Below are 22,830 nucleotides of genomic sequence, written 5' to 3'. Positions count from 1 at the left end.
GGGTATTTAAATGTTTGTTAACATGAAAAATCAGTTTTTAGAAGATATAGAAACTACTAAAGATATTTTAATACCTAAAGACCCCTTGAACAGAGTTATTGGACACGATGATATCGTTGAATTTGTAAAAATCGCTGCCAAACAAAGAAGAAATTTACTGCTGGTTGGACCCCCTGGAATTGGGAAATCATTACTGGCTCAAGCAATTTCTTTCCATTTACACGAACCTAACGAAGAAATAACTGTTGTTCATAACCCTGAAAGACCTGAGAGGCCTTTTGTAGAAATAAAAAATCGTAAAGAAATGGAAAGCGAACGCATTGACATCCAAAAAGCTGAAGGAGACATTGTTAACGCTAAAGATGTTCCTGAGGCTGTTGCAGAACGGTTAGGATTTCGATGTATCCACTGCGGAAATTATGACAATGCCTATCAAAGTATATGCCAAAGTTGTGGTGGCGACAAATTTTCTCATATAAACGCGAGGAGAAAACATTTAGGCGATCTATTAGGTATGTTTGAAATGAACAGCGGCCCTATAAGCTTCCCTCAAGATAGAGTAACAACAACCAGAGTTAGAAACGGGAAAGAAGAAGTTGTAATATATGAGAGAATTGATGGAGATAACATAAAGATACTTGACCAGGACGCACTTGAAAAACGGCGTGAAATTGTTGATGAAAAACCAAAAAATGTTATCATTCCTTTAAAGCGGAAATTATTCATTCAAGCAACTGGAGCAAGCGAAACTGAACTTTTAGGTGATGTAAGACACGATCCTTATGGTGGGCATCCTGATTTAGGAACACAACCCTACGAAAGAGTTGTACCTGGAGCAATACATGAAGCCCATGAAGGAGTTCTTTTTATAGACGAAATAGTCCATATAGCGGGATTACAGCGTTATATTTTAAGTGCAATGCAGGACAAGGCATTTCCAATCATTGGAAGAAACCCACAAAGTGCTGGAAGCTCTGTTAAAGTTGAAAATGTTCCATGCGACTTTATATTTGTAGCAGCGTGTAATATACGAGATATACAATACATATTACCTCCACTACGTTCCAGAATTCAGGGAGAAGGTTATGAAATCCTTATGAGAACTACAATGCCAGATACTGAAGAAAATGTAGCAAAACTCGCCCAATTTGTCGCTCAAGAAATTGAAATGGACGGCAAAATACCTCATGCAACAATAGGAGCTGTAGAAATACTCATTGAAGAAGCAAGGAAAAGGGCAAAGATCATTGATGATAAACGAGATTCTCTCACACTCCGATTAAGAGATCTGGGTGGAGTTATAAGAATGGCAGGAGATGTAGCTATTATGGGAGAAGATGAGCTTATAATGGAAAAACACATGAATTTTGCTGTTAACAACGCTATCTCTATCGAGGATCAGATAATTAAAAGATACAGTTCATTTGAAAATGCTATGCATAAGGATTTATCCAGCTCTCAAAACATGAGTAATGGAAAGCCAAATGTACCAAATGAAAATGTAGACAGAAGTTATATGTAATATGGGCTTCAATATCCTAATAAAAATAAAAATATAACTGATAAAATGAACCATTATTCCAATCAAATTAATAGAACTCCAGAAAGAGGCCCATCAAATCTTGGGGACGTAGTTGCAGAAGGAAATAGTTATATTAGAGAAGAATCTATTTTAGAGACATTTGATTTTCCTGAAATGATAGAAGATTATTTAATCGAACTGGAAATAAGAAATTACTCCCGAAATACCATTAAAACATATAAGTCAATAGTGATTAATTTTTACAAATTTTTGCTTGAAGAAAAAAACTTGACTGATGAACGGAGAGTTTTAAGAGCATTTAAGAAATATATTCAACATTTAAAGCGTGACAAAAATGTTTCACAAAATTATATTTATCTTGTAACCGTGGTTGTGAAGAAATTCTTTGAATTTGGCGGTATTCATATTTTAAAGGAAATTCAAACTCCTAAAAGAACAAAGTCTCTTCCAAAGCATTTGAATGAACAAGAAGTTGAAGATTTGATCAATGCTTTTGATAGCAGTGATTGCACATCTCCAGCTAAAGAAGTGATGAAACTTCGAAACAAGGTTATTTTAGCCTTACTTTACTCTTCAGGACTCCGTGTTTCTGAACTTGTCTATTTACCTACCGACAGTGTTGATCTTAGAGATAGAACTATTAGAATACGCGGTAAAGGTGAAAAAGACCGTATTGTACTTTTTGATGAATTAACAAAGGTTTTAATTGAAGAATATCTTGAAAAAAAATCTGATTATAACGAATTTCTATTTGTAAACCGCTCCGGAAATCATTTAACCACAAGATACGTTCAAATGATGATTAAAGACCATGCAAAGGTTGCAGGAATCAAAAAAAGAGTAACACCCCACATTTTAAGACATTCATTTGCAACACACCTTTTAAAGAATGGTGTTGATATTAGAGCCATTCAGCAGCTTTTAGGGCATTCTAACTTGAGTACAACACAGATTTATACCAGTGTGGATATGCAAACACTTAAGAATGTTTATGACCGGGCTAAATTAGTTTAATTTGGTATATCTCCATTAAAATGTGAGTTATTTGTTCTATTTATTTTTATTATAACTCTTTTTTATTAAACTGAAAATTTTATTTTAAAATATATAATTTTATCATATTTTTATAAAATAAATAACAAAATAGGATATTAATGAACCATGAATCCGAATCAATGGAAGATGAAGATTTTCTAAAGAATCATGCTGTTAAATTCATTATTTTACTTGGAATAGTAAGCTTACTTGCAGATATGACTTATGAGGGTGCTAGAAGTATTACAGGACCTTATCTTGCAGTTTTAGGTGCAAGTGCCTTTGTTGTAGCTTTTGTTTCAGGTTTTGGAGAACTTATTGGTTATACATTGCGCCTTGTTTCAGGATATATTAGTGATCGAACCAGGAGATACTGGACAATAACCATTGTAGGTTATTTTATTAATTTAATGGCTGTTCCTCTTCTTGCTCTTTCTGGGAGCTGGGAAATTGCTGCTGGTCTTTTAATTGCAGAACGTATGGGAAAAGCTATTCGTACACCTGCTCGTGATGTGATGCTTTCTCATGCATCTTCTGGAGTTGGTCATGGTTGGGGTTTTGGCCTGCATGAAGCAATGGACCAGATAGGAGCCATAATGGGGCCTTTAATTATTGCTTTGGTTTTATATTTTAAAGGAAGTTATCAGACTGGTTTTGCAATTCTTTTGATACCTGCAGTTTTAGCTTTAAGTGTGCTTGTTTTATCACGGTTTCTTTATCCTAATCCTCATGATTTAGAAATTAAAACTCCTAAACTTGAAACTAAAGATTTTAAACATGCTTATTGGATATATATGGCTGCTGTTGCTTTAATTGCAGCAGGTTTTGTTGATTTTCCATTGATGGCATTCCATTTCAAAGAAGCATTAGTTACTTCAGATAGTGTAATTCCGATTTTTTATGCTATTGCTATGGGTGTTGATGCTCTTGCAGCCATTATTTTCGGCCGTTTATTTGATAAGATTGGGATTTCTACTATGATCATTGTGGCTGTTATCTCAGCACTTTTTGCGCCTTTAGTGTTTTTAGGAGGTTTAAATTTAGCATTAATTGGTGTTGTTTTGTGGGGGATAGGTCTTGGTGCCCAAGAATCTATAATGAGGGCAGCAATTGCAGGGATGTCCCCAATTAAAAGACGTGGAACTGCTTATGGTGTTTTTAATACAATTTATGGAGTATCATGGTTTTTAGGTAGTTTAACTATGGGCATTTTGTATGAGATTTCAATTATTTATTTAGTCATATTTTCCATGATTGCTCAATTAGCCTCCATTCCCCTTTTCTTATTAATTGAAAAGTCAAAATAATGTATTTACTCAATTTAAATCTACAATTTTTAGTTATATTTATAAAAATCTATTAATTAATATCCTTTTTTAAAATCAGGTGTTAAATGGAAATATTTATTAATTATGCACGCCATATTAATATATTAATTATATGATAATTCAGGGGGCTTAAAATGGAGAGTTTTAAAAGAAACGATATTATAAAATTGGTTGTAGCAATTTTAATACCTTTAATTATCGGTTTTATTGGTTCAATTGCTACTTTGGGTGCTATACCCACATTTTTTGCTGCTTTAGCTAAACCGGCATGGGCACCTCCTAACTGGGCTTTTGGGCCGATATGGACAACTCTATACATATTAATGGGTATTGCATTGTTTCTTATTTGGCGTAAAGGTCTTGAAAGAAAGGATGTTAAAATAGCCATTGGAATCTTCGGATTGCAGATTATTCTAAACCTTTTATGGTCACTAATTTTCTTTGGCACTCAAAACATCTTAGGTGGACTTATCGAAATAGTGTTTTTATGGATTGCAGTACTTGTAAACATTATTTTGTTCTACAAAATATCCAAAGTTGCAGGGATACTTCTTTTACCCTACATTATCTGGATTACAATTGCATCTTATTTAAATTACACAATATACGTCTTAAATCCTTAAAAACATCTTTTTTTTTATTTTTAATTGAAATATACAAAAATAGAATAGTTTTAAAAATAATAGTTTATCATTTAACTTAAATATTAAAATAAAAAATAAAGTATTTATAATATTTTAATCTAATCAATAAAGGAGATAATTAACTAAATTTCCCACTTTGATGTAAATTTACATCTACTTTTGATTATTAGCATTAAATTGATTAAATGTCATCTAAGGCATCATTCAACCATTTGTTAGGTTAGGAGGAAAAACAATGCATATATCAACTGATAGTTATTACAAAAAAAGATTAACATTTTTTAAATGGCGTCATGAATCAACTTTGGTAAATAAAGTTGTTTTAGCACTATTTATGGCACTTATTACCGGTTTCATGGCCCAAATAATTATACCTCTTCCCTGGACTCCTGTTCCAGTTACTGGGCAAACATTTGCCGTTTTAATGGCAGGAATTGTTCTTGGAAGGTACTGGGGAGGAATAAGTCAAATTCTTTACATAGGAATAGGTATTTTAGGAGTTCCATGGTTTGCAGGGATGCAAGGAGGTTATGGTGCAGTATTGGGGGCCACAGGTGGCTATTTGATAGGTTTTATCTTAGCTGCATTATTCCTGGGTCATTTAACTGATAAATATATCAATTCAAGAAGTTTTACTCCAATGCTTGGATTAATGCTCTTTGCAAACTTCGCACTTATATATATTCCAGGATTAATTGGTTTAGGCGCATGGATGTATTTTGTTAAGGGTTCAATGCCTACACTCTGGACTTTACTTGTAATGGGACTTATCCCATTCATTATTGGAGATTTATTCAAAATTGGGGGCGCTGCAGCATTAACTAAAGCTATTACTCCTAAAGAAACATTCAATAACGAAGCAGATATAGAATCATCAAGTAAATGGAGAATATTCTGATTAATATCAGAAAATCTCTCTAATTCTTTTTTTCCATAATTTAATCATAGCTTATTTTGATAGAATGCAAATCAGAGCCCATCATCTTTTATGCTTGCAAGGGTTTCAAGGACATGGTTACAGCGAAGAATTCAGCATTAACATGGGTAAAATTGTTAAAATCATTAATTCTAATCCTCAACAAGAAATAGAAATCATTACAAATTTTGATGCAATCTGTTCCTGTTGTCCAAACAATAGAAATGAAAAATGTAAAAATTTAATATTTGACTGGATGATTAAAAAAACAGATGAAAAAATACTTAAAAAAATAGAATTGGATAATGGAACATTTATTAAGGCTGATGATGCTTTTTCTCTTGTAAATGAAAGATTTAAAACATTTAATGATGCTAAAAAAATATGCAGAAATTGCAGCTGGAGGGATAAATGTCTCTGGTTTATTTCAAGACTTAAATAGTAGTTTAATTCCTTTATTTTTGTTATTTTTAAATTAAAATTGAAAGTTAGGTTCTAAAGAAATAGATTTTATCAGTTTTTCTGCTTTAATAAGCTGTTCATCATCTCCTTCAATTGCAAGCCATATAGAACCTTCTGCTCCACTTACTCCTCCGCTTGCAACTAATTCTGCTTTTACGCCTGTAATCTCGTAGATAGCTTCAATTTCTGTAAATATTTCTCCAGGAACTGGTAAAAGACGCGGCCCCTTTGCTCCAGGAGCATTTAATTTCACTGCAAGTTCATTTAAATCTTCGTAAACGCGTTTTTCCATCCCTACAGGAAGAATCAACCGAACACGCCGCCCTACAACTGCTTGAATTGCTGTTCCGATAGTTCCACCTAAAGGATCACCAATATAAATCCCTGCCTTCTTATTAGGATAATTTAATGCATTTACACCTTTTAAAATAATGTCTCCTTCATTTAAATCATTTACAACATCAAATATAGTTTTACCCTTTTTCCAAATACCGTCTTGGATTATTACATCCCCTGGAAACTTGCTTTCATCAGATATACGACCAGTGCTATTGACTGGGCCTCCAGGAGGCAGTATAATCCCTCTAAAGAACCGTTTTCTTGAAAAATCATCTGCTTGATCAATTGAAGACAATATTTCCTCAGCTATATACCCATTTGTTGTACCTGCAATGATAGCTACTGTTCCTGATTTAAGTGCTTTATTTATGGCTCCATGTTTTATCAGTGCCTTTGCTATTAACCTTTTTCCAGCTGAGGGTGTTATTAGAAATTGTTTCATAGTTTTTCTCCACTTTTAGTTTACAAAAACTTTTTTTATATAAATATGTTCATTTTTAGAACTAATTTGATATTAAATAAATTACTCTAATTTTTTGTATCTTTGCAGTGCTCCAGTTTGAAAAGCTATTTCTACACCATTATAAAGTAGCTGTATATCTGAAACAATCCAATTAAGATACTGTTCTAAAGTTTTAGGAATATGAACCTCTGAATCTTTATTTGAGGATATTTCTACTAAATGAAACTTTTTAGGCTTAAAATCTTCATCTGTAGATTTAATTAGATAATTTAAAGCATTTTGTATTTCTAAACCTATTTTAGACATATTAATATCAACTTTATCCTTTTCTAAGGTTGTAGCTACAGCAGTTAAATCCGCCGCTAACTTGTTATTTACCCCTGCAATTTCTTGATAAATAGCCAAATCCTCATCTATATCATTAAAAGAATCCTGAATTTTTCTTATGGCAGCTTCTAAATTATTTTCTTCAAGCATATACTTTTTAAAGCTTTTAAATGCTTTATCATGATTATAACTATCATTATTTGGTAATAAAACCTGATTTGCATATTCTGCATTTGATTTAATGGTTTTAATAATCTGTTCGGGTAAATTTATTCTTACACGGCTTGGTAAAATGAGATAAGCAGAAATAAATGCAATAATAGCTCCAACTGATATATCAACTATTCGAGCTATAGCATTATCAAAAACAGTTCCTATAGGCCATATTAAAACCACAAAAACCGTAAGTGCCATTACTGAAAGCCCCATATAGTTAGGGAAAAATGCTCTGAATAAGAATAGCATTAAAAATGCCAGATAAATCAATATTTGATGAGGAAATATAAATGCCAGAATTATAGCCAGTATAATTGCAAAAAAGTTGAATCCTACTCTTAAAATCATGTTATTAATTGTACTTGTAATATCTGGCTTTATTATGATTAATACTCCCATTGTTACCCATATAGCATCTCTTCCATGGGTAAAATACACTACTGCAAGAGCAACAGTCATAGCCAATGTAAAACGAATAGCATGACGAATATAAATGTTTTTCAGGTTAAAATTAGCTTCTAAAACATCTCTAAGAGTTCTTTGAGGAGTAAATATCTTCATTTTCGTCTTTTCAGGTTTATTAGACAGTAATTCATTGGTTTTATGTAGAATCCATCTCATATCCCCTAATATATCCATTAAAATGTCACTATTATTCTTATCAGCAACTGCAGAGTTCTCCTTGATTTTTGAAAGATCAATATCAAGAGGTTTTAAGTCCACTTTACCTTTTTTGTTAATAAAATTCTGGGTTATCTTCAAACTGGTTTCATCTAATGATTTTAAAAGTTTTTTAAAGAATAATTGAGATTTATCATCCAATCTATAAATTATCATATCACTATAACTTCTAAAACCTTTATAATAACTTCCAAATTTAAAAATTTCATAATTTTGAGAGTCAATTGAAATTCCAGACAAGATTTGACGTGCCAATAAAATATTCTGTACTGAATTCTGTGGGATAAACCCTGCTACTGCCATTTCACGAACCCTTTTATTTTCAATGAATATTTTAGGAATAAAAAGGATAAAAACAACTAAATATGCCAATATACAATAAATTGCCCAATCTAAAGTGGTAGAATGATTGTTAACTGTTATTACGGCTAAAAAATAAAAAGTAAAGAATGTAAAACCTAAATAACCTACAGTATTTCCAAAAATGTACATTGAAAGGCTGAAAAACGCCCATATAACCGTGAAGCAAATGAATATTGTAATGCTTGAAAGAGCTAAAGAAGCACTAATAAATGCTAAAATTGTCATTAAAAGCCCTAATAACGCTAAAACAGCTACTTTTTTAATTGGTAGTGGAACATCGATTATTATTGTTGCTAAAAGAGTGATGAACATAATTGCACCGATTCCATTATCAAAACCAAGAAATTTGGCAATTAAAGCTGCTAAAACCATTAAAATAACTGCTCGTATTGCTTGTCCCCATTGAGGACTGCCAGTAGGACGAGAAAGTCTTTTAAACTTATCAAAAAAACTTTTTTTCTGCACTTAACCCCTCATTACCTCTCTAAAAGTAATATAATCATATCTCATTATTATAATTTTGTTTAAAAAAAGAACATTAAAAATTAGTTAAAATAAAAAAATATAAAAAAAAGAATGATTTAAGATTATATACAACCATTAAATTGATCCATATCCTTATTTTGGCTCAAATCACTTCACATACTGCTTCACATTTTCTCGAACAATAGCTGAAGCACCGTAACTTTTTATTCCCTCTAACATTGCAGGGAATTTAGTTTTAGGGATTAAAACATTCACCTGGGAAAAACTGGCCCCTTTTACAACGGTTGGCTCGTCAGAACAGAAACTTTTAGACATTAAAAACCCTTTAACTTCATCCACTGTTTCATTTGATATGTTAAATTTCACATCGAAATATTTTCTGGCTTCTATTGCTCCAAATAATTGTTCAAACATCATTTTTGCTTTTTCAGCCTTTTTATCAGTGCAGCTTGGGCCTGCATAAAGACCTGCGCTTGATTCCATAATGGTTTCCAGTATTTTTAAACCTGCTTTCTTTAAGCTGCTTCCTGTTTGAGTGTTATCAACAACCAGGTCTGCACCTTTTGCTATATAAACTTCTGTTGCACCATCTGAATTTATAATTTGAACCTGTTTATTATCCCCATCTTGAAGACCTCTTATTTGAACAAGAGGTTTACTTTCACCAAATAGTTCTTTATACCCTTCATTATTCATGAAATGCTGACGGGTCAAATTTGGATATTCTGTAAAGCATAATATAGGTGTTTTTTTGTCTTTATTGGCCTTGAAAAATTCAGTTAATGATTCATAAGAGTCTTCATTGAGCACAGCTATAATAAGCCTTGTTTGACCATAATCAAGGTCTCCAATTTTAGTTATTAGCTCTTCACCGCTTTCTACTGATTCTTCTCTTACCCAATCCTCGCCGATGACTGCTATATCCAGTATTTTCCTGTTAAGCTCTACTGGAGCGCTTTGAGGTCTTGTTAAAAATGCTTTGATTTCAGGATCGTTTACTATGTTGATTTCGTTCTCTTCTTTACCTGGTTCATATCCTTTAACCTCATAACCTGCATCAACAAATAATTGGTAAGTGTTACCTCTATTTACATTGTTTAAGCTCCCTTTGGGGAGGCCAAGTACTATTTTTTCCATATCTTATTATTTGAAAATTATAATTAAAAGGTTTTCGATATTATTTTTTTTATTGGAATCTGAAACTTGTTATGATGTTTTCGAATGTATTCATTGTTTTTTTGGAGTCACCTTGACCTACTTTGCCTACTAAACGGTAATATTCTCCAGGAGCTTTTTCAACAAAAACTATTAGAAATGTTGGGTTTTTTTCACCAGCAGGGATATAAGAAAATCCAGTCATGTTTATTCCATTCATCACACCATTATTAGGCCCCCACGGTGAGGAAGAAGCTGATTTTATTCCCCTAATCCAATCCTTAGTACGATAAGGATTGTCGATAGCACCAGCAGAATTATTTATATCTAAGTCTTTTTCCCATTGCGATTTAGCGTTATACACATCACTATAACTTCTATTTTCTTTTATCACATAAAATTCTGCATTATTAGGTCCTTTTAATAAAACTAATTGGCCACCTGATTTAAGTTTATTTTCATCTGAAAGGAAATTATAGTTTTCATTTGGCAGTAAGGTTACGTTTTCAACCGATGCTTGTTCCCATCCTTGAGGATATTCAAAATATATTCCTTGATCAGTGCCATTATAACTCTTAGGTCCATTAAAACCTAAAATAAAAACAAAAAAAATTAATATGCCCAAGATTACAAAGATAATAAATGGTTTTTTTACTGATTCCTTCAAAATATATCCTCCTTAAAATTCTATTAAAAAAACTAACTTAAATATTTTTGTAAAATCAATGTATTTCCATTGTTTGGTATAGGCTTAGCATACTATTTATGGCTGTTTTTGAAGATTTCAATTTAAGAACATGTAAATTGAATAATCGTGACGTGTATATTTATGATTTTTTATTATTCTGGATAAGTAGCATTTTTAGTTCGTTAAACGGTAGTATGGCGAAGTAAAATAAAATATACTAATTTTAACATATTCTGAAAATATAATTATAAAAAAATGAAAGGATAATTAACCAAATAATTTAAGTCTAACATAAAAAAGATAATAGAAAATAAAATTACAAGAAATAAACAAAAATATAGGTGATAAATCATGAATTTAACAGGACTTTTAATAGGGGCCGTCGTCGGAGCAATAATAGGATTTTTAATAGTTATGTATGGTAGGAGAGGACAAAAAAACTAATTTAAACCTAAAAAATTAATCCTAACATTTTTCTAAATTAACAAAGGATTCTAATCTTTTAATTGCATTATATTTATCTTTTTTATCTATTTTAGCTTCATCTAAAGCTTCTTTTAATGTGTAAATTGAATGATCATAAACTTCCCTATCTACAGGATATGGAAAGCCATCTTTTCCACCATGGGTAAAACTATATTTTACAGGGTCACTCCAGCTTGATTCAGCCCCATATACCAAATCAGAGATTAATGCAAGTGCCCTGATTTTTTTAGGCCCCATTCCCTCAAGAGAAATTAATTCTTCATAGCTTTCAGGCTGTAATTCATATGCATTCTTTAAAACTTTAAATTCATGTTTGCTCATGTCTATATCCAATACTGGATGATGGCTGGGCATCTTAATTTCCTTAAAATTCTGTGATACGTGAGAATTAGCCCCAATATCAAAAAAATCTGTAAGTAATGATTGAGATTTCCTTCTAAAGTATGGTTTTAAATGTTCAGGGTTATCACATATCAAATCCACACTTGATTTTCTCGCCTCATCGCTTTTGGAAGCTGTCATGTTCAATGTGCTTTCTTTTGATTCATCACAACAGATTGCATTGTGCGGTTCTTCAATCACCTGATCAATGGATTCAGAAAGCCAGTGATAACGTCGAGCATACTTATTTTTGCTGTTTAATCCCTGCTGAACAACAGCCCAGTTCCCACCTTCAGTGAAAATAAATGAATGATGATATAAGTCATATCCGTCCTGTATACATGAATTATCTATTTTTGCTGAAATCCTGCTTGAATATTTAAGTTCATTAACCTTTTTTGATGGTAATGAGAATAAATCTGAAATTTCATCAATTTCAAAGGGTGTTTTTCTTGAATTTTTACCTTTACCTCCTGCCATCATGATTCCATGTTCTTCCGGGTTGATTACAGTCTTTAATGCGCCGCAAGTTGTGGTTGTGGTTCCTGATGAATGCCAATCAAATCCAATTACGCATGAAAGAGCCTGAAACCAGTGTGGATCTGAAATTCGTCTTAAAAATTCATCAGAATCATATTCATACAAAATAACATCCAGTATGCCTCCAGCTAATTTAACCATTCTGTTAAACAGCCACCTTGGCGCGTGCCCTCCGTGTAATGGGAGATTTGCAACTCCTCTTTTTGTATGCATTTTCATTTTCCTCGCTTTTTCAAATTATTATATTTAATTTTTAAAATAAAGAATTAACCTAAGAGCATTTGAAAAGTAATAAAAAATAGCTGTGGTATCAAAGTCGTCCATAAATTGTATTTCCTTTTTTTACACAATTATTATATATCTTAATTACTAATTATGGATATTTTAATTTTAAATCAGCTTTTAGTAAATATTTATTAATGATGTAAATTTTAACGTGCCTATAATTTGTTTAACACGATTTTAAGTAATTATTCTCATTAAGATTACATGCATTAGTATGTATATGATACTATTTTACTTTCAACATTTTGTAGCAATTTAAAAATTACCATAGTATAAATGATGTTATAATTTCATCAAAAATTTATATTAGAACTATTAAAAAAATATTAATGGACTATAAAAATTATTTACGCATGGCCTATGCACTCCTGGCTGGTGTTGATCCTATTTATGGTATTTATACTGCGATGCTGACTGTTATTATTGGCTCATTAGCTGCTTCTTCCAGTTTAATGATTGTCACCATCAGCGACGAAGTTGCCCTGGTAGTGGCAAGTTCAGTAGGTGCCTTGGGAGGTGATGTAACCCAGGGACTGGTTACTTTAACCTTGATGGTAGGATTATTACAACTTGCCACAGGGCAACTAAAAATGGGTAGTCTGGTTCGATTCATATCTGCAGAAGTCATGTCCGGTTTTATTGCTGCAGTGGGTCTTTCTCTGGTTATCAGTCAGCTTACTAAATTTACAGGTTATAAAAGCACCATTATACTGCCATATATCTCAGATTCTGTAATACAGGGAATAGACATACTCATCCACCCATGGTTATGGGATATCCCCACCTTTTTGGTTGGAATAGGAACAATTGCAGTTCTAATCTTATTCAAGTGGTCACGGCTGAAACGTTATGGAAATCTCTTGGCCATAGCCATCATTTCTGTTATGGTGGCCATATTAGGGTTAACAACTGTGAAGCTCACAGGTAGTATTGCTCCCATCTCAGGGGGTTTACCAAAACCTGTTTTACCCAATCCCATGCTTATCCCCGATTTGATTTTACCCGCCCTGGCCATACTGATCTTAACATCTATCCAAACAGTTGGCGTGGGATCAGCCTATCCCAATCCAAATGGAAAACGAACTGACAGATCAAGAAATTTTTCTGCCCAGGGTTTGGCCAATCTAGGAGGTTCAATATTCACCGCTTTACCTGCAGGAGGTTCTTTTACCCGTACAGGAGTGAATATTGAAAGCGGAGGTAAAACACGGTGGTCAGGTGTATTCTCTGGATTTTTTGTGATTGTAATATTCCTCCTCATACCTCAAATGTTTGAAAAAGTGCCCATGTCTGGCTTAGCCGCAATTCTAATAGTATTAGGGGCAGCAATCATTATTAATGAATGGTCTAACATCGTTTTAGTCTGGAAAAGTTCCAATGTTTACCGTTATGCCATGATTTTAACATTTATTGCAGGTGTGGGGTTCAGTATTGAATATGCAGTTTTTGCCGGAGTAATTCTCTCTTTACTAATCTATGTTTTCACAGCCCATAAGGACATAATGCTGGAAGAGCTGGTTTTACTAGATGATGGGCGTTATCAGGAACGTCCACTCCCTGCAGAGTTTCCTTGCAATAAATGCACAGTCATAGAAGTCAAGGGATTGGATTACTTTGCGGTTGCATACTTATTAGAGGAACAAATGCCTTCTACAAATAATACCTCAGGAGCCGTGATTATTCTTAATTTACATGACCGGGGTTATCTTGGGACAAATGTTGTGGTCTGGATGAATGAATTCGCCCAAAAATTACGAGACTCTGGTAATTTATTAATGTTGGCAGAGGTAGAAGAATCTATTAAAAAACAACTTGATAGAACAGGCGTATTAGAAGAAATCAGACCCGAAAACATTTTCATGGCTAGTTCTATAGTTAATGAATCCGTCCGTGAAGCTGCAGATGCCGCTAATAAATGGATTAAATCCAATAATTAAATAAATCACACAATATGTTCAAAAAAAAACTCCGCACTTAAAATTCCAATAAAATAAGTGTCATTGAAAATATTAATGCATCAATTGTTCCCAATACAAGAAAGAAAAATTTAGGAAGATTTTCTTGAGTTAATTGATAAAATTTAAGGAGTTTACCTCTTGGAAACTTCAATCATCCGCTCTACAGCACTTCTTGCTTTATCTGCAATTTCCTCATCTACTTTTACTATAAATTCTTCGTTAATTAGAGAATTTTTTATTTTTTCAAGTGTATTGAGCTTCATTGTTTCACATATAGCTTCAGATAATGCTGGAATAATTGTTTTATCTGGATTTTCCCGTCGAAGACGAGTTACCATATCAACTTCAGTTCCAATTATAAATGTATCTTTAGGTGACTCCTTAACATGACTAACCATACCTCCAGTGCTTAAAACGTAATCTGCCATTTCCTGGATTTCCGGGTTGCATTCTGGATGTACAAGTATCTCTGCATCAGGATATTTTTCCCTTAAAAAGAATATTTCCCCTGTAAACATTTTATGCACGTAACAGTGCCCACCTTCAGGTATATGTATTATTTCTTTGTCTGTAAATCCTGAAACATATGCTGCAAGGTTCATATCCGGTCCAAAAAGGATTGTATCTTCTTTAAGGCTTTCAACTATTTTTACAGCGTTTGATGATGTGCATAATATATCTGCTTCTGCTTTTGCCTCTGCAAGCGTATTTACATATAAAACCACTGCCGCGCCAGGATGTCTCATCTTAGCTTTTTTTACCTCATCTGCAGGGAGCATAGCTGCCATAGGACATTCTGCTTTAGTGTCTGGAATTAAAATCTTTTTATCAGGATTTAATATTGCAGCTGTTTCTGCCATGAAATCAACACCACAGAAAACTACAATGTCTGATTCTTCAATTTCAGATGCTTTTATGCATAATTCAAGAGAATCTCCCATGTAATCTGCAATTTCCTGTATATCGCCAGTTTGATAATTATGAGCCAATATTATTGCATTTTTTTCTTCTTTAAGTTGTAAAATTTCTTTTTGCAGATCATTTAACATGATAATCGCCTTCAAAATAATTTAATAATAATCTATTACACGCATTATGTGTTTTAAATATTATAAATTTATTATATTATATTTTGCTTCAAATAACTATTTAATCTTCCAATAAAGTTAAAATAGTTATTTATTGAGTTTAATTATTTAATAAAGCTTAAATAAAGTTTTAATTATACTTCATCTATTTCTGCACCTGATAATGCATATTTACATGGACATTCTCTTTTTTCAGGTAGTTTTGCTATTGAGTCTGATATTAATTTAATCAAATTATCCTTTTGTTCATTTACAACATCAAATACTTCTTCTATTGTCAGTTTAGTGGGTGATATTGATGCCGCATAATTTGATACCATACAAACACTTGCGTAGCAAATTTCAAGCTCTCTTGCAAGTATAACTTCAGGTATTCCTGTCATTCCTACAACAGAACCGCCTAATTGTTTAAACATGGCAATTTCTGCGGCTGTTTCAAATCTTGGACCTTCAGTACAAATATAAACACCATTATCTACTGATTCACCTGAAGATATTAAAATATCCCTTAAATTATCGCAATAAGGCTTTGTAATGTCAATATGTACTGTTTTAGTATCATAGAATGTACTTTGCCTTAGCTTTGTAAAATCAAGGAAATCATGAGGAATCATGAAATCTCCAGGTTTAATTGATAATTCCAGAGATCCAACAGCATTAGTGGCAATTATCCTTTCAACACCCATTTCTTTCATTGCATAAATATTTGCTCTGTAATTAATCATATGGGGAGGATTTGCATGTCCTTTTGCATGTCTGGGCATAAATACAACATCTTTATCATGCAATTTGAACACATTGATTTCGGGAGATTTACCATAGGGTGTTTCTATGGCTTTTGTTTCAACTTCTTCACCCATTTCAACAATTTCATATATTCCAGTGCCGCCAATTATTCCTATCATGTTTTCAACGTTCTCTCTTTTTATTTATAAAATTTAAGGAATTTAAATGATTATCCCTTGGAAACTCCAAGAGGTATCATTTTTCCAACCATTTTAGATATTCCTGCTTTATGAGAAGTCATTACAACGTCATCTACGTCTTTATATGCTCCAGGAGCTTCTTCTGCTACAACAGGCATGGAAGTAGCTCTGATAACGATTCCTTTGCTTTCTAAGTATTTTTTAACTTCTTCACCTTTATATTCTCTTTTAGCTCCAGCTCTACTCATTTTACGTCCTGCACCATGTGCTGAAGAACCAAATGTTTCTTCCATTGCTGTATCTGTTCCTACAAGGACATATGATGATGTACCCATTGTTCCAGGAATGAAAACCGGCTGTCCAACATCCCTATAAACTTTAGGTATTTCTTCTCTTCCAGGACCAAATGCACGTGTTGCTCCTTTCCTATGAACGTAAACTTCCATATCTCGTCCTTTTATATTATGAACCTCTTTCTTTGCAATATTATGGGCAATATCATAAACTATATCCAAACCCATTTCTTCAGCATCTTGATTATAAACATTTTCAAATGATTCTCTAACCCAATGCACAATCATTTGTCTATTAGCCCATGCATAGTTTGCTGCAGCTGACATTGCCTTAAAATAATCCTGTGCTTCATTGGAATCTACAGGGGCACATGCTAATTGCTTATCTGGAACATCAATGTTGTATCTTTTTGTAGCTTTAAGCATGGTTCTAAGATAATCTGAACAGATCTGGTGTCCGCAGCCCCTGGAGCCTGTATGGATAAGAACCACGATTTGACCTTCTTCTATTCCAAATACTTTTGCTGTTTTTTCATCAAAGATTTTATCCATTTTTTGAACTTCAAGAAAGTGATTTCCCGATCCAAGAGACCCTAATTGGGGAATACCTCTTTTTTTTGCTTTATCGCTTACTTTACTTGAATCTGCAGTTTCCATTTTTCCATTTTCTTCCAGAAACTCCAGGTCTTTTTTCCATCCATATCCGTTTTCAATTGCCCATTCAGCTCCCTGATCAAGCACTTCATTAATCTGTCCTTCTTGAAGCCTTATTTTCCCTTTACTTCCAAGTCCAGAAGGTATATTCTTAAAGAGCATGTCCATTAACTGATTAAGTTTTGGTTTTATGTCTTCTTCAGTTAAATTTGTTTTTAAAAGACGAACCCCACAATTAATATCAAATCCAACTCCTCCAGGACTTATTACTCCATTACGGGCGCTAAACGCTGCCACCCCACCTATACTAAATCCATATCCAAAATGGATATCAGGAAGTCCTATTGAAAATTTCTGAATTCCCGGTAAACATGCTACATTAGCGACTTGATCAATTGCTCCTTTCTCTACACTTTTAATAGCTTCATCATTTAAATATACTCTTCCAGGGACCCTCATCTCTTTTTTATAGCTAGAGGGGATTTCCCAAACGCAATATCTTACTTTTTTTAAGTTTCCTTCAACTTCCATAAGTCATTTCTCCAAAAACAGAATAAGAATCAATAAATAATTTAAACTGTTAATTAGTTATCATATTTCTATTTGATCAAACTTTTTAAAATAGATTTACATAGACTTCATTTCCCAGATTTATTAGTTATATGTCCAGTATAACGCGGACCTTAACGCCGTCTTCTTTTTTAATATCCATCAAATGATAGGTAACAGCTTTAACTTCGGCCCTAATTTCATGTATAGATGTATCAAATTCTTTTCCCCATGCTGTTCCTTCTAATAAATATCCATTACCTTTTGATTCTATTTTTACATTGAATTTTGAAAATACAAGAAATTCAGAATCCAATATAACCAGAAATTCTGAAAGCCAATCGTATAAAAGTGCATATTCGTCTTCTGATTCGATTTTTATTTCTTTTTTTATTTTTGGTTTTACTTTGGACGTATCTGTAATAACTTCAAACATTGCAAGGGCTGCATTTTCAAATGCTTTCTCTAAATTGTTGCCATAAGCATTATATCCAACATCAGCCGTTACATCAAAAAATTCGAATTTTTTGCTTAGATCATTGTTTTCCACAGCATAACCTCACCTAAAATTTTATAAATAACAAAATTTTATTTTAAATGTCAATATAACCTTTTTACTATCATCTTTTTTAATTTCTAAAATCTCTTATTTTTAATTTATGTAATTTAGATTTAATCACTTTTTTGATTACTTTTCACATGCTCTCTATCTCTTTCTTTAAATAGCTTTAGGAAGTAGAATCTATATAAGGAAGTGATTTAAATGATAAAAACTCGTAAAAATGTTCCAATTAGCCTTAAACAAAGAACCCATATTATAAACTTAGAACAGATTAATTTGCAGCCATTTATTATTGTAGGACTTGTCATAATGGTTTTAATTATAAGCGTGCTTTGCGTGGCAGCTTATCCTAATTCCAACGTGCCTATGAATATTTAAATAGGATTCATGCATTTTTTGATTTCTTCTGGCTCGAATCTAAGTATTATAACTCTTGAATTACCTTTAACACCCTTTCCTGTAAATTTAGTGTCAATAAGTCTTAAAAATTCAAGCTTATTTAAAATACGGTTAAAAGACGCATAACTAACATTATCCATTTTATTAAATGTGTCGTATAAGTTTCCGGCAGTTAAATCCCCATCATATCCTCTTATAAGATTTAACAGCATTTTTTCATCTTCAGACAATGATTTTAATATATATGTAAGATTTATAGAGCCAGTATTCTTAAGAGATTCTTCTATATGCTTTTTTTCTATGGTTTTAGATGCATCAGATTCTGCAAGATTCCCACTTATCCTTAAAAGATCAATTCCAACTCTTAAATCTCCACTTGAAGCTGCATATTCTGCTATTTCCATAATTAACTCATCAGATATAACATCAGGATAAAAACCAATTTTTGCTCTTTCCTTTAAAATAGTGTTCATTTCATCTGGAGAATAAGGATTAAATATTATCTCTTGAGGAATGAATATGGAATTAACGTTTTTATCAAGCATAAACCTGAATTCGATATCTGATAAAATAGCAAATACACCTGTTTTAATACCTTCAAATGCTTCATGAGCACGTAAAATATCGTAAAATATTTTATTTGCATTTTTACTGTAAAATAAGTAATTTATATCATCTAATGCAACAACAAGGGCTTTATCTTCGCTTGAAAGATGCTGCATTATTTTTTGGTATATTCTTGAGAAGGGAACTCCTGTTTCTGGTGGTGTGTGTCCAAATATCTTTTGATAAATCTGTGAAAATATTCCAAACCGAGTTGTGTGTATCTGGCAGTTAATATAAACACAAACAACTTTATCTGATGATTTTTCAACCATTTCAAAGATTTTTTTGATTGCTGTGGTTTTTCCAGTGGCACAAGAACCGAGTACCAATGAATTTACTGGTCTTCCCTTCCGCAGGGCAGGGCGCATGCAAATTGCCAGGGCTTCCATCTGGGATTTTCGGTGCATGAAATTTTCTGGAATATAATCTGGATTAAATGCCTCAATATTTTTAAACAGAGTTTCATCATAAAGCAGAATGTCATCAATGTCCATAGTTAATGATTTTAGCCTATTAAATTATAAATATATCTTTTAATTTAATACAATTATTTAAATAAGCTTTTTTTTTAATAATTAATGATTATCTGCAATTTAAAATCAAAAAATATGAAATCATTTGAATTTATTTTAGTTTTCTGGAGCTCCATGAAACAAGATTCTTAAGGATAAAAGTAATAGTAAAATATAATAATACATATATAAAAATCAATTAGCAAGGGCGTGAAGGGGGAGAAAGAAAATTGACAAAAATAGCTCTAATATTAATTTTACTTTTAGTTTTGGGAGTTATTAGTATATCAGGATGCGGTGATTCTGGTAATAGCTCATCGGTTAATTCTAAAGCTCTTACAACTCAAGACTACAATACACTAATTTTACCCAATGTTATAGAATATAACAAAACAAAAGGTGAACAATTAAGAAATTTTACACCACAAGGTACTGTTATTGAACTCGGTATGGGAGAATTGGGTAAAACTAATTCTACTCCTAATGGTCGTGACCTTAATATTACCAATGATCGTTCTAAACAATTAACTTTAATAATTCGAGTTAATCAGTATGAAAATCATTTAGGGAAAAAAACATACTCAGGTTATGGTTATGATACTAATGGTAATATTAAGACCAGAACATATGATGTTTATCAACAAGTCCTTGATTATGTTGTGGTTTACTGGCCTGAAAATAAGATAATCGGATGGTTCAGAGCTTCTGAACCTGACCGACAAGAAATGACTTATACTGAAACACAGTACTCCACAACTAAACATAACACAGTAACTCTTTCAACATGGCTTCATCAAAATATGGGTATAAATAGTCGGGTTCACATGGGAAATGAAGAAGGTCCATAAAATTATAAAAACTTGAGAATAGACTGGGTTGTCATGCCCCTGACGTATATCATGGCACGGTAGCCTGTAATGTAGTATTGCAATCAGCACACTGATAAAGACGTTTTCTCCACTTATGGGTTCTGCTGTTTTAAAGCCACTAACTCCAGTAAGTATGTATTATTACTTCCACAAGAAGTACACTTCACTTTCTAAACCTTCTCACTACTAGTACACCCCGATACCATTACAATGCTTAAAATTAGTACCACTAATACTACAAGTCCAACTCTCATTATATCACTCTATGTTATAAGATTATAATCTTTCTTTTGATTTAGTTTCATTTTATTGTTTCAATGATTAATTACTCTTGAGCGTGTTCTACTCCCATTTTAATGAAGTTCATTACATGGTCATCTGCAATGTAATAACGTGCCATTTTACCTTCTTTTTTAAAGCTAACCATATTCTTATCCCTTAACACTCTAAGTTGATGAGATATGGCAGATTGGCTCATGCCCAGTAATGAAGCTAAGTCACAGACACATAAATCTTTTAGGGATAATGCATAAAGTATTTTTAGCCTTGTAGGGTCACTTATGGTTTTAAAGCCATCTGTTATCTTTAAAATGGTGCCCTCTTCAAGCATTTTGGATTTAATTTCATTTACTGTTTCTTCATCAGGTTCTTCAATGTCGCATGCATCTTCTTTCATGTGAATATTTGTTCATTTGATTAATTATAAATTTTACTGTAATTGTATTCAACATTTCTTGAGCAAAGGTTTATATATGTTCATATGAATATGTGTTCATACATAGAAGAAGTTGGAGATTTGAACATGAAAACTAAATTACAAAGGGAACAGATAGGCAAAAAAGCGGCTTACGTTGGAATATTCGGAAACATATTACTTACCACATTTAATTTTATCGTGGGAATGTTATCAGGAAGTACTGCACTTATTGCAGAAGCTGCACATACCTTATCAGACATTTTAACATCAATAATAGCGTTTATAGGTTTTAAACTTGGAATGAAACCGAGTACAGAAGATCATCCCTATGGGTACGGTAGAGCCGAACCAATAGCTGGTTTAATAATCGTTGTTTTCCTTTTGATAGTGGCTTATGAAATACTTTCTGAAGTTTACATCAAATTGACCATAGGCAGCACATTGCATGCTCCAGAACCAATTGCAGCACTGATGGCATTAGCAGGTATTGGGATTAATTTTGCAATGACCACTTATATCATGAAAGCAGGGAAAAAAATAGATAGTCCCGCTTTAATTGCAGATGCACACCACCAGAAAGTAGATATATACTCCTGTGCAGCCATATTCATTGGAGTTGTTGGTGCACAACTGGGATTTCCTATTTTAGATCCAATTATAGCCCTATTTATAAGTATACTGGTTTTAAAGACCGCTTTTCATATTGCACGTGAAAATATTGGTAATTTACTTGGGAAAATCCCATCAAAAGACATATTAAATGATATAAAATCTGCTGCATTATCTATAAGTGGAATATATGGAGTTCACAGCTTAAAAGTAAACTATATTGGATCTTATGCTTCAACTGAATTGTATGTTGAAGCTAACAACAATTTAACATTAAAAGAAGCCCATAAACTGGCCCATATGGTTGAAAACTCCATAATAAACAATGTGAACATAATAAAAAGTGCAAACGTTCACGTATGCCCACAGGATGCATGTAATGAATTATAAAATAAATTAAAAATGGATAATTTAACTTCTTGGCCAGTACATTATCACAGAAACGCCGATTAAAGCAATTAAACCGCCGATAATGTCAAAACGGTCAGGAGTTATTTTATCAACCTGCCAACCCCATATTATAGCCATAACAATGAAAACTCCGCCGTATGCAGCATAAACTCGTCCAAAATTAGCGGGCTGTAATGTGGGAATAATTCCGTAGAGAACTAATATTATTGCTCCAAATACTCCCAACCATATACTTGCTCCTTCACGCAGCCAGAGCCATACCATGTATCCGCCGCCGATTTCACATAGTCCTGCCAGTACAAAATATAAAACTGATTCTGCAACCTGCATTCAAATCCCTATAACCTTAATAATCGTAT

Annotated in this window: 22 protein-coding genes; 10 read left to right on the top strand and 12 right to left on the bottom strand. The window is 32.7% G+C overall.

Annotated features, from left to right (window positions below; all coding sequences use genetic code 11):
• The first annotated feature begins 10 nt into the window (after window positions 1-10).
• The 6 genes from HZC47_04445 to HZC47_04420 all read left to right on the top strand — a co-directional run bounded on the left by HZC47_04445 (window position 11) and on the right by HZC47_04420 (window position 5,908).
• Window positions 11-1,522, top strand: coding sequence for an ATP-binding protein (locus tag HZC47_04445; protein MBI5680126.1), 1,512 nt, complete (start codon window positions 11-13; stop codon window positions 1,520-1,522).
• A 45-nt stretch (window positions 1,523-1,567) separates the two neighbouring features.
• Complete coding sequence (locus HZC47_04440; protein ID MBI5680125.1) at window positions 1,568-2,557, top strand: tyrosine-type recombinase/integrase; 990 nt, start codon at window positions 1,568-1,570, stop codon at window positions 2,555-2,557.
• Window positions 2,558-2,697: 140 nt separating this feature from the next.
• Window positions 2,698-3,885 carry an MFS transporter gene (locus HZC47_04435; protein ID MBI5680124.1) on the top strand — a complete coding sequence of 396 codons (1,188 nt, stop codon included), beginning with the start codon at window positions 2,698-2,700 and terminating at the stop codon, window positions 3,883-3,885.
• Window positions 3,886-4,040: 155 nt separating this feature from the next.
• Window positions 4,041-4,529 (top strand): tryptophan-rich sensory protein, encoded by a 489-nt coding sequence (locus HZC47_04430; protein ID MBI5680123.1) that lies wholly within the window; start codon window positions 4,041-4,043, stop codon window positions 4,527-4,529.
• Between the two features lie 256 nt (window positions 4,530-4,785).
• On the top strand, window positions 4,786-5,448 hold the full coding sequence (locus HZC47_04425) for a biotin transporter BioY (GenBank protein ID MBI5680122.1): 663 nt from the start codon (window positions 4,786-4,788) through the stop codon (window positions 5,446-5,448).
• Between the two features lie 64 nt (window positions 5,449-5,512).
• Window positions 5,513-5,908 carry a DUF1284 domain-containing protein gene (locus HZC47_04420; protein ID MBI5680121.1) on the top strand — a complete coding sequence of 132 codons (396 nt, stop codon included), beginning with the start codon at window positions 5,513-5,515 and terminating at the stop codon, window positions 5,906-5,908.
• A 33-nt stretch (window positions 5,909-5,941) separates the two neighbouring features.
• Here the strand turns inward: HZC47_04420 and HZC47_04415 are convergent, their stop codons facing one another.
• The 5 genes from HZC47_04415 to HZC47_04395 form a co-directional block, all read right to left on the bottom strand.
• On the bottom strand, window positions 5,942-6,709 hold the full coding sequence (locus tag HZC47_04415) for a hypothetical protein (GenBank protein ID MBI5680120.1): 768 nt from the start codon (window positions 6,707-6,709) through the stop codon (window positions 5,942-5,944).
• A gap of 81 nt (window positions 6,710-6,790) precedes the next feature.
• Complete coding sequence (locus tag HZC47_04410; GenBank protein MBI5680119.1) at window positions 6,791-8,782, bottom strand: FUSC family protein; 1,992 nt, start codon at window positions 8,780-8,782, stop codon at window positions 6,791-6,793.
• A gap of 168 nt (window positions 8,783-8,950) precedes the next feature.
• A complete protein-coding gene (locus HZC47_04405; GenBank protein ID MBI5680118.1) occupies window positions 8,951-9,940 on the bottom strand; it encodes an ATP phosphoribosyltransferase in 990 nt (329 codons plus the stop codon).
• A gap of 49 nt (window positions 9,941-9,989) precedes the next feature.
• Entirely contained in the window at window positions 9,990-10,625 is a 636-nt protein-coding gene (locus tag HZC47_04400) for a hypothetical protein (GenBank protein MBI5680117.1), read from the bottom strand.
• Between the two features lie 486 nt (window positions 10,626-11,111).
• Window positions 11,112-12,266, bottom strand: coding sequence for a DUF763 domain-containing protein (locus tag HZC47_04395; protein MBI5680116.1), 1,155 nt, complete (start codon window positions 12,264-12,266; stop codon window positions 11,112-11,114).
• A gap of 401 nt (window positions 12,267-12,667) precedes the next feature.
• On the opposite strand from HZC47_04395, the gene HZC47_04390 reads away from it, so the two are divergent.
• A complete protein-coding gene (locus HZC47_04390; GenBank protein MBI5680115.1) occupies window positions 12,668-14,275 on the top strand; it encodes a SulP family inorganic anion transporter in 1,608 nt (535 codons plus the stop codon).
• A 152-nt stretch (window positions 14,276-14,427) separates the two neighbouring features.
• On the opposite strand, the gene nadA is transcribed toward HZC47_04390, so the two are convergent.
• The 4 genes from nadA to HZC47_04370 form a co-directional block, all read right to left on the bottom strand.
• The gene (nadA, locus tag HZC47_04385; GenBank protein ID MBI5680114.1) at window positions 14,428-15,345 is read right to left on the bottom strand and encodes a quinolinate synthase NadA; all 918 of its coding nucleotides are present in this window, start codon (window positions 15,343-15,345) and stop codon (window positions 14,428-14,430) included.
• Window positions 15,346-15,518: 173 nt separating this feature from the next.
• On the bottom strand, window positions 15,519-16,289 hold the full coding sequence (mtnP, locus tag HZC47_04380; protein ID MBI5680113.1) for an S-methyl-5'-thioadenosine phosphorylase: 771 nt from the start codon (window positions 16,287-16,289) through the stop codon (window positions 15,519-15,521).
• Between the two features lie 50 nt (window positions 16,290-16,339).
• The gene (locus HZC47_04375) at window positions 16,340-17,788 is read right to left on the bottom strand and encodes an RtcB family protein (GenBank protein ID MBI5680112.1); all 1,449 of its coding nucleotides are present in this window, start codon (window positions 17,786-17,788) and stop codon (window positions 16,340-16,342) included.
• A 127-nt stretch (window positions 17,789-17,915) separates the two neighbouring features.
• Entirely contained in the window at window positions 17,916-18,356 is a 441-nt protein-coding gene (locus HZC47_04370; protein ID MBI5680111.1) for an archease, read from the bottom strand.
• Between the two features lie 213 nt (window positions 18,357-18,569).
• On the opposite strand from HZC47_04370, the gene HZC47_04365 reads away from it, so the two are divergent.
• On the top strand, window positions 18,570-18,746 hold the full coding sequence (locus HZC47_04365) for a hypothetical protein (protein MBI5680110.1): 177 nt from the start codon (window positions 18,570-18,572) through the stop codon (window positions 18,744-18,746).
• Here HZC47_04365 and HZC47_04360 read toward each other — a convergent pair.
• Window positions 18,743-19,867: an ORC1-type DNA replication protein gene (locus HZC47_04360; GenBank protein MBI5680109.1), complete on the bottom strand. Its 1,125-nt coding sequence runs from the start codon at window positions 19,865-19,867 to the stop codon at window positions 18,743-18,745. The two genes, HZC47_04365 and HZC47_04360, sit on opposite strands and share 4 nt — an antisense overlap.
• A 248-nt stretch (window positions 19,868-20,115) precedes the next feature.
• Here HZC47_04360 and HZC47_04355 point away from each other — a divergent pair, with 248 nt between their 5' ends.
• Window positions 20,116-20,733: a hypothetical protein gene (locus HZC47_04355; GenBank protein ID MBI5680108.1), complete on the top strand. Its 618-nt coding sequence runs from the start codon at window positions 20,116-20,118 to the stop codon at window positions 20,731-20,733.
• A 346-nt stretch (window positions 20,734-21,079) separates the two neighbouring features.
• On the opposite strand, the gene HZC47_04350 is transcribed toward HZC47_04355, so the two are convergent.
• The gene (locus tag HZC47_04350) at window positions 21,080-21,430 is read right to left on the bottom strand and encodes a winged helix-turn-helix transcriptional regulator (GenBank protein MBI5680107.1); all 351 of its coding nucleotides are present in this window, start codon (window positions 21,428-21,430) and stop codon (window positions 21,080-21,082) included.
• A gap of 126 nt (window positions 21,431-21,556) precedes the next feature.
• On the opposite strand from HZC47_04350, the gene HZC47_04345 reads away from it, so the two are divergent.
• Window positions 21,557-22,450, top strand: coding sequence for a cation transporter (locus HZC47_04345; GenBank protein ID MBI5680106.1), 894 nt, complete (start codon window positions 21,557-21,559; stop codon window positions 22,448-22,450).
• 21 nt (window positions 22,451-22,471) lie between these two features.
• On the opposite strand, the gene HZC47_04340 is transcribed toward HZC47_04345, so the two are convergent.
• On the bottom strand, window positions 22,472-22,801 hold the full coding sequence (locus HZC47_04340; protein MBI5680105.1) for a YnfA family protein: 330 nt from the start codon (window positions 22,799-22,801) through the stop codon (window positions 22,472-22,474).
• Window positions 22,802-22,830 lie beyond the last annotated feature (29 nt).

This window comes from Methanobacterium sp. (assembly GCA_016222945.1).
GTDB lineage: Archaea > Methanobacteriota > Methanobacteria > Methanobacteriales > Methanobacteriaceae > Methanobacterium_D.
The sequence above is the reverse complement of the archived record's forward strand: the minus strand, read 5'-3'. Positions and strand labels throughout refer to the sequence as shown.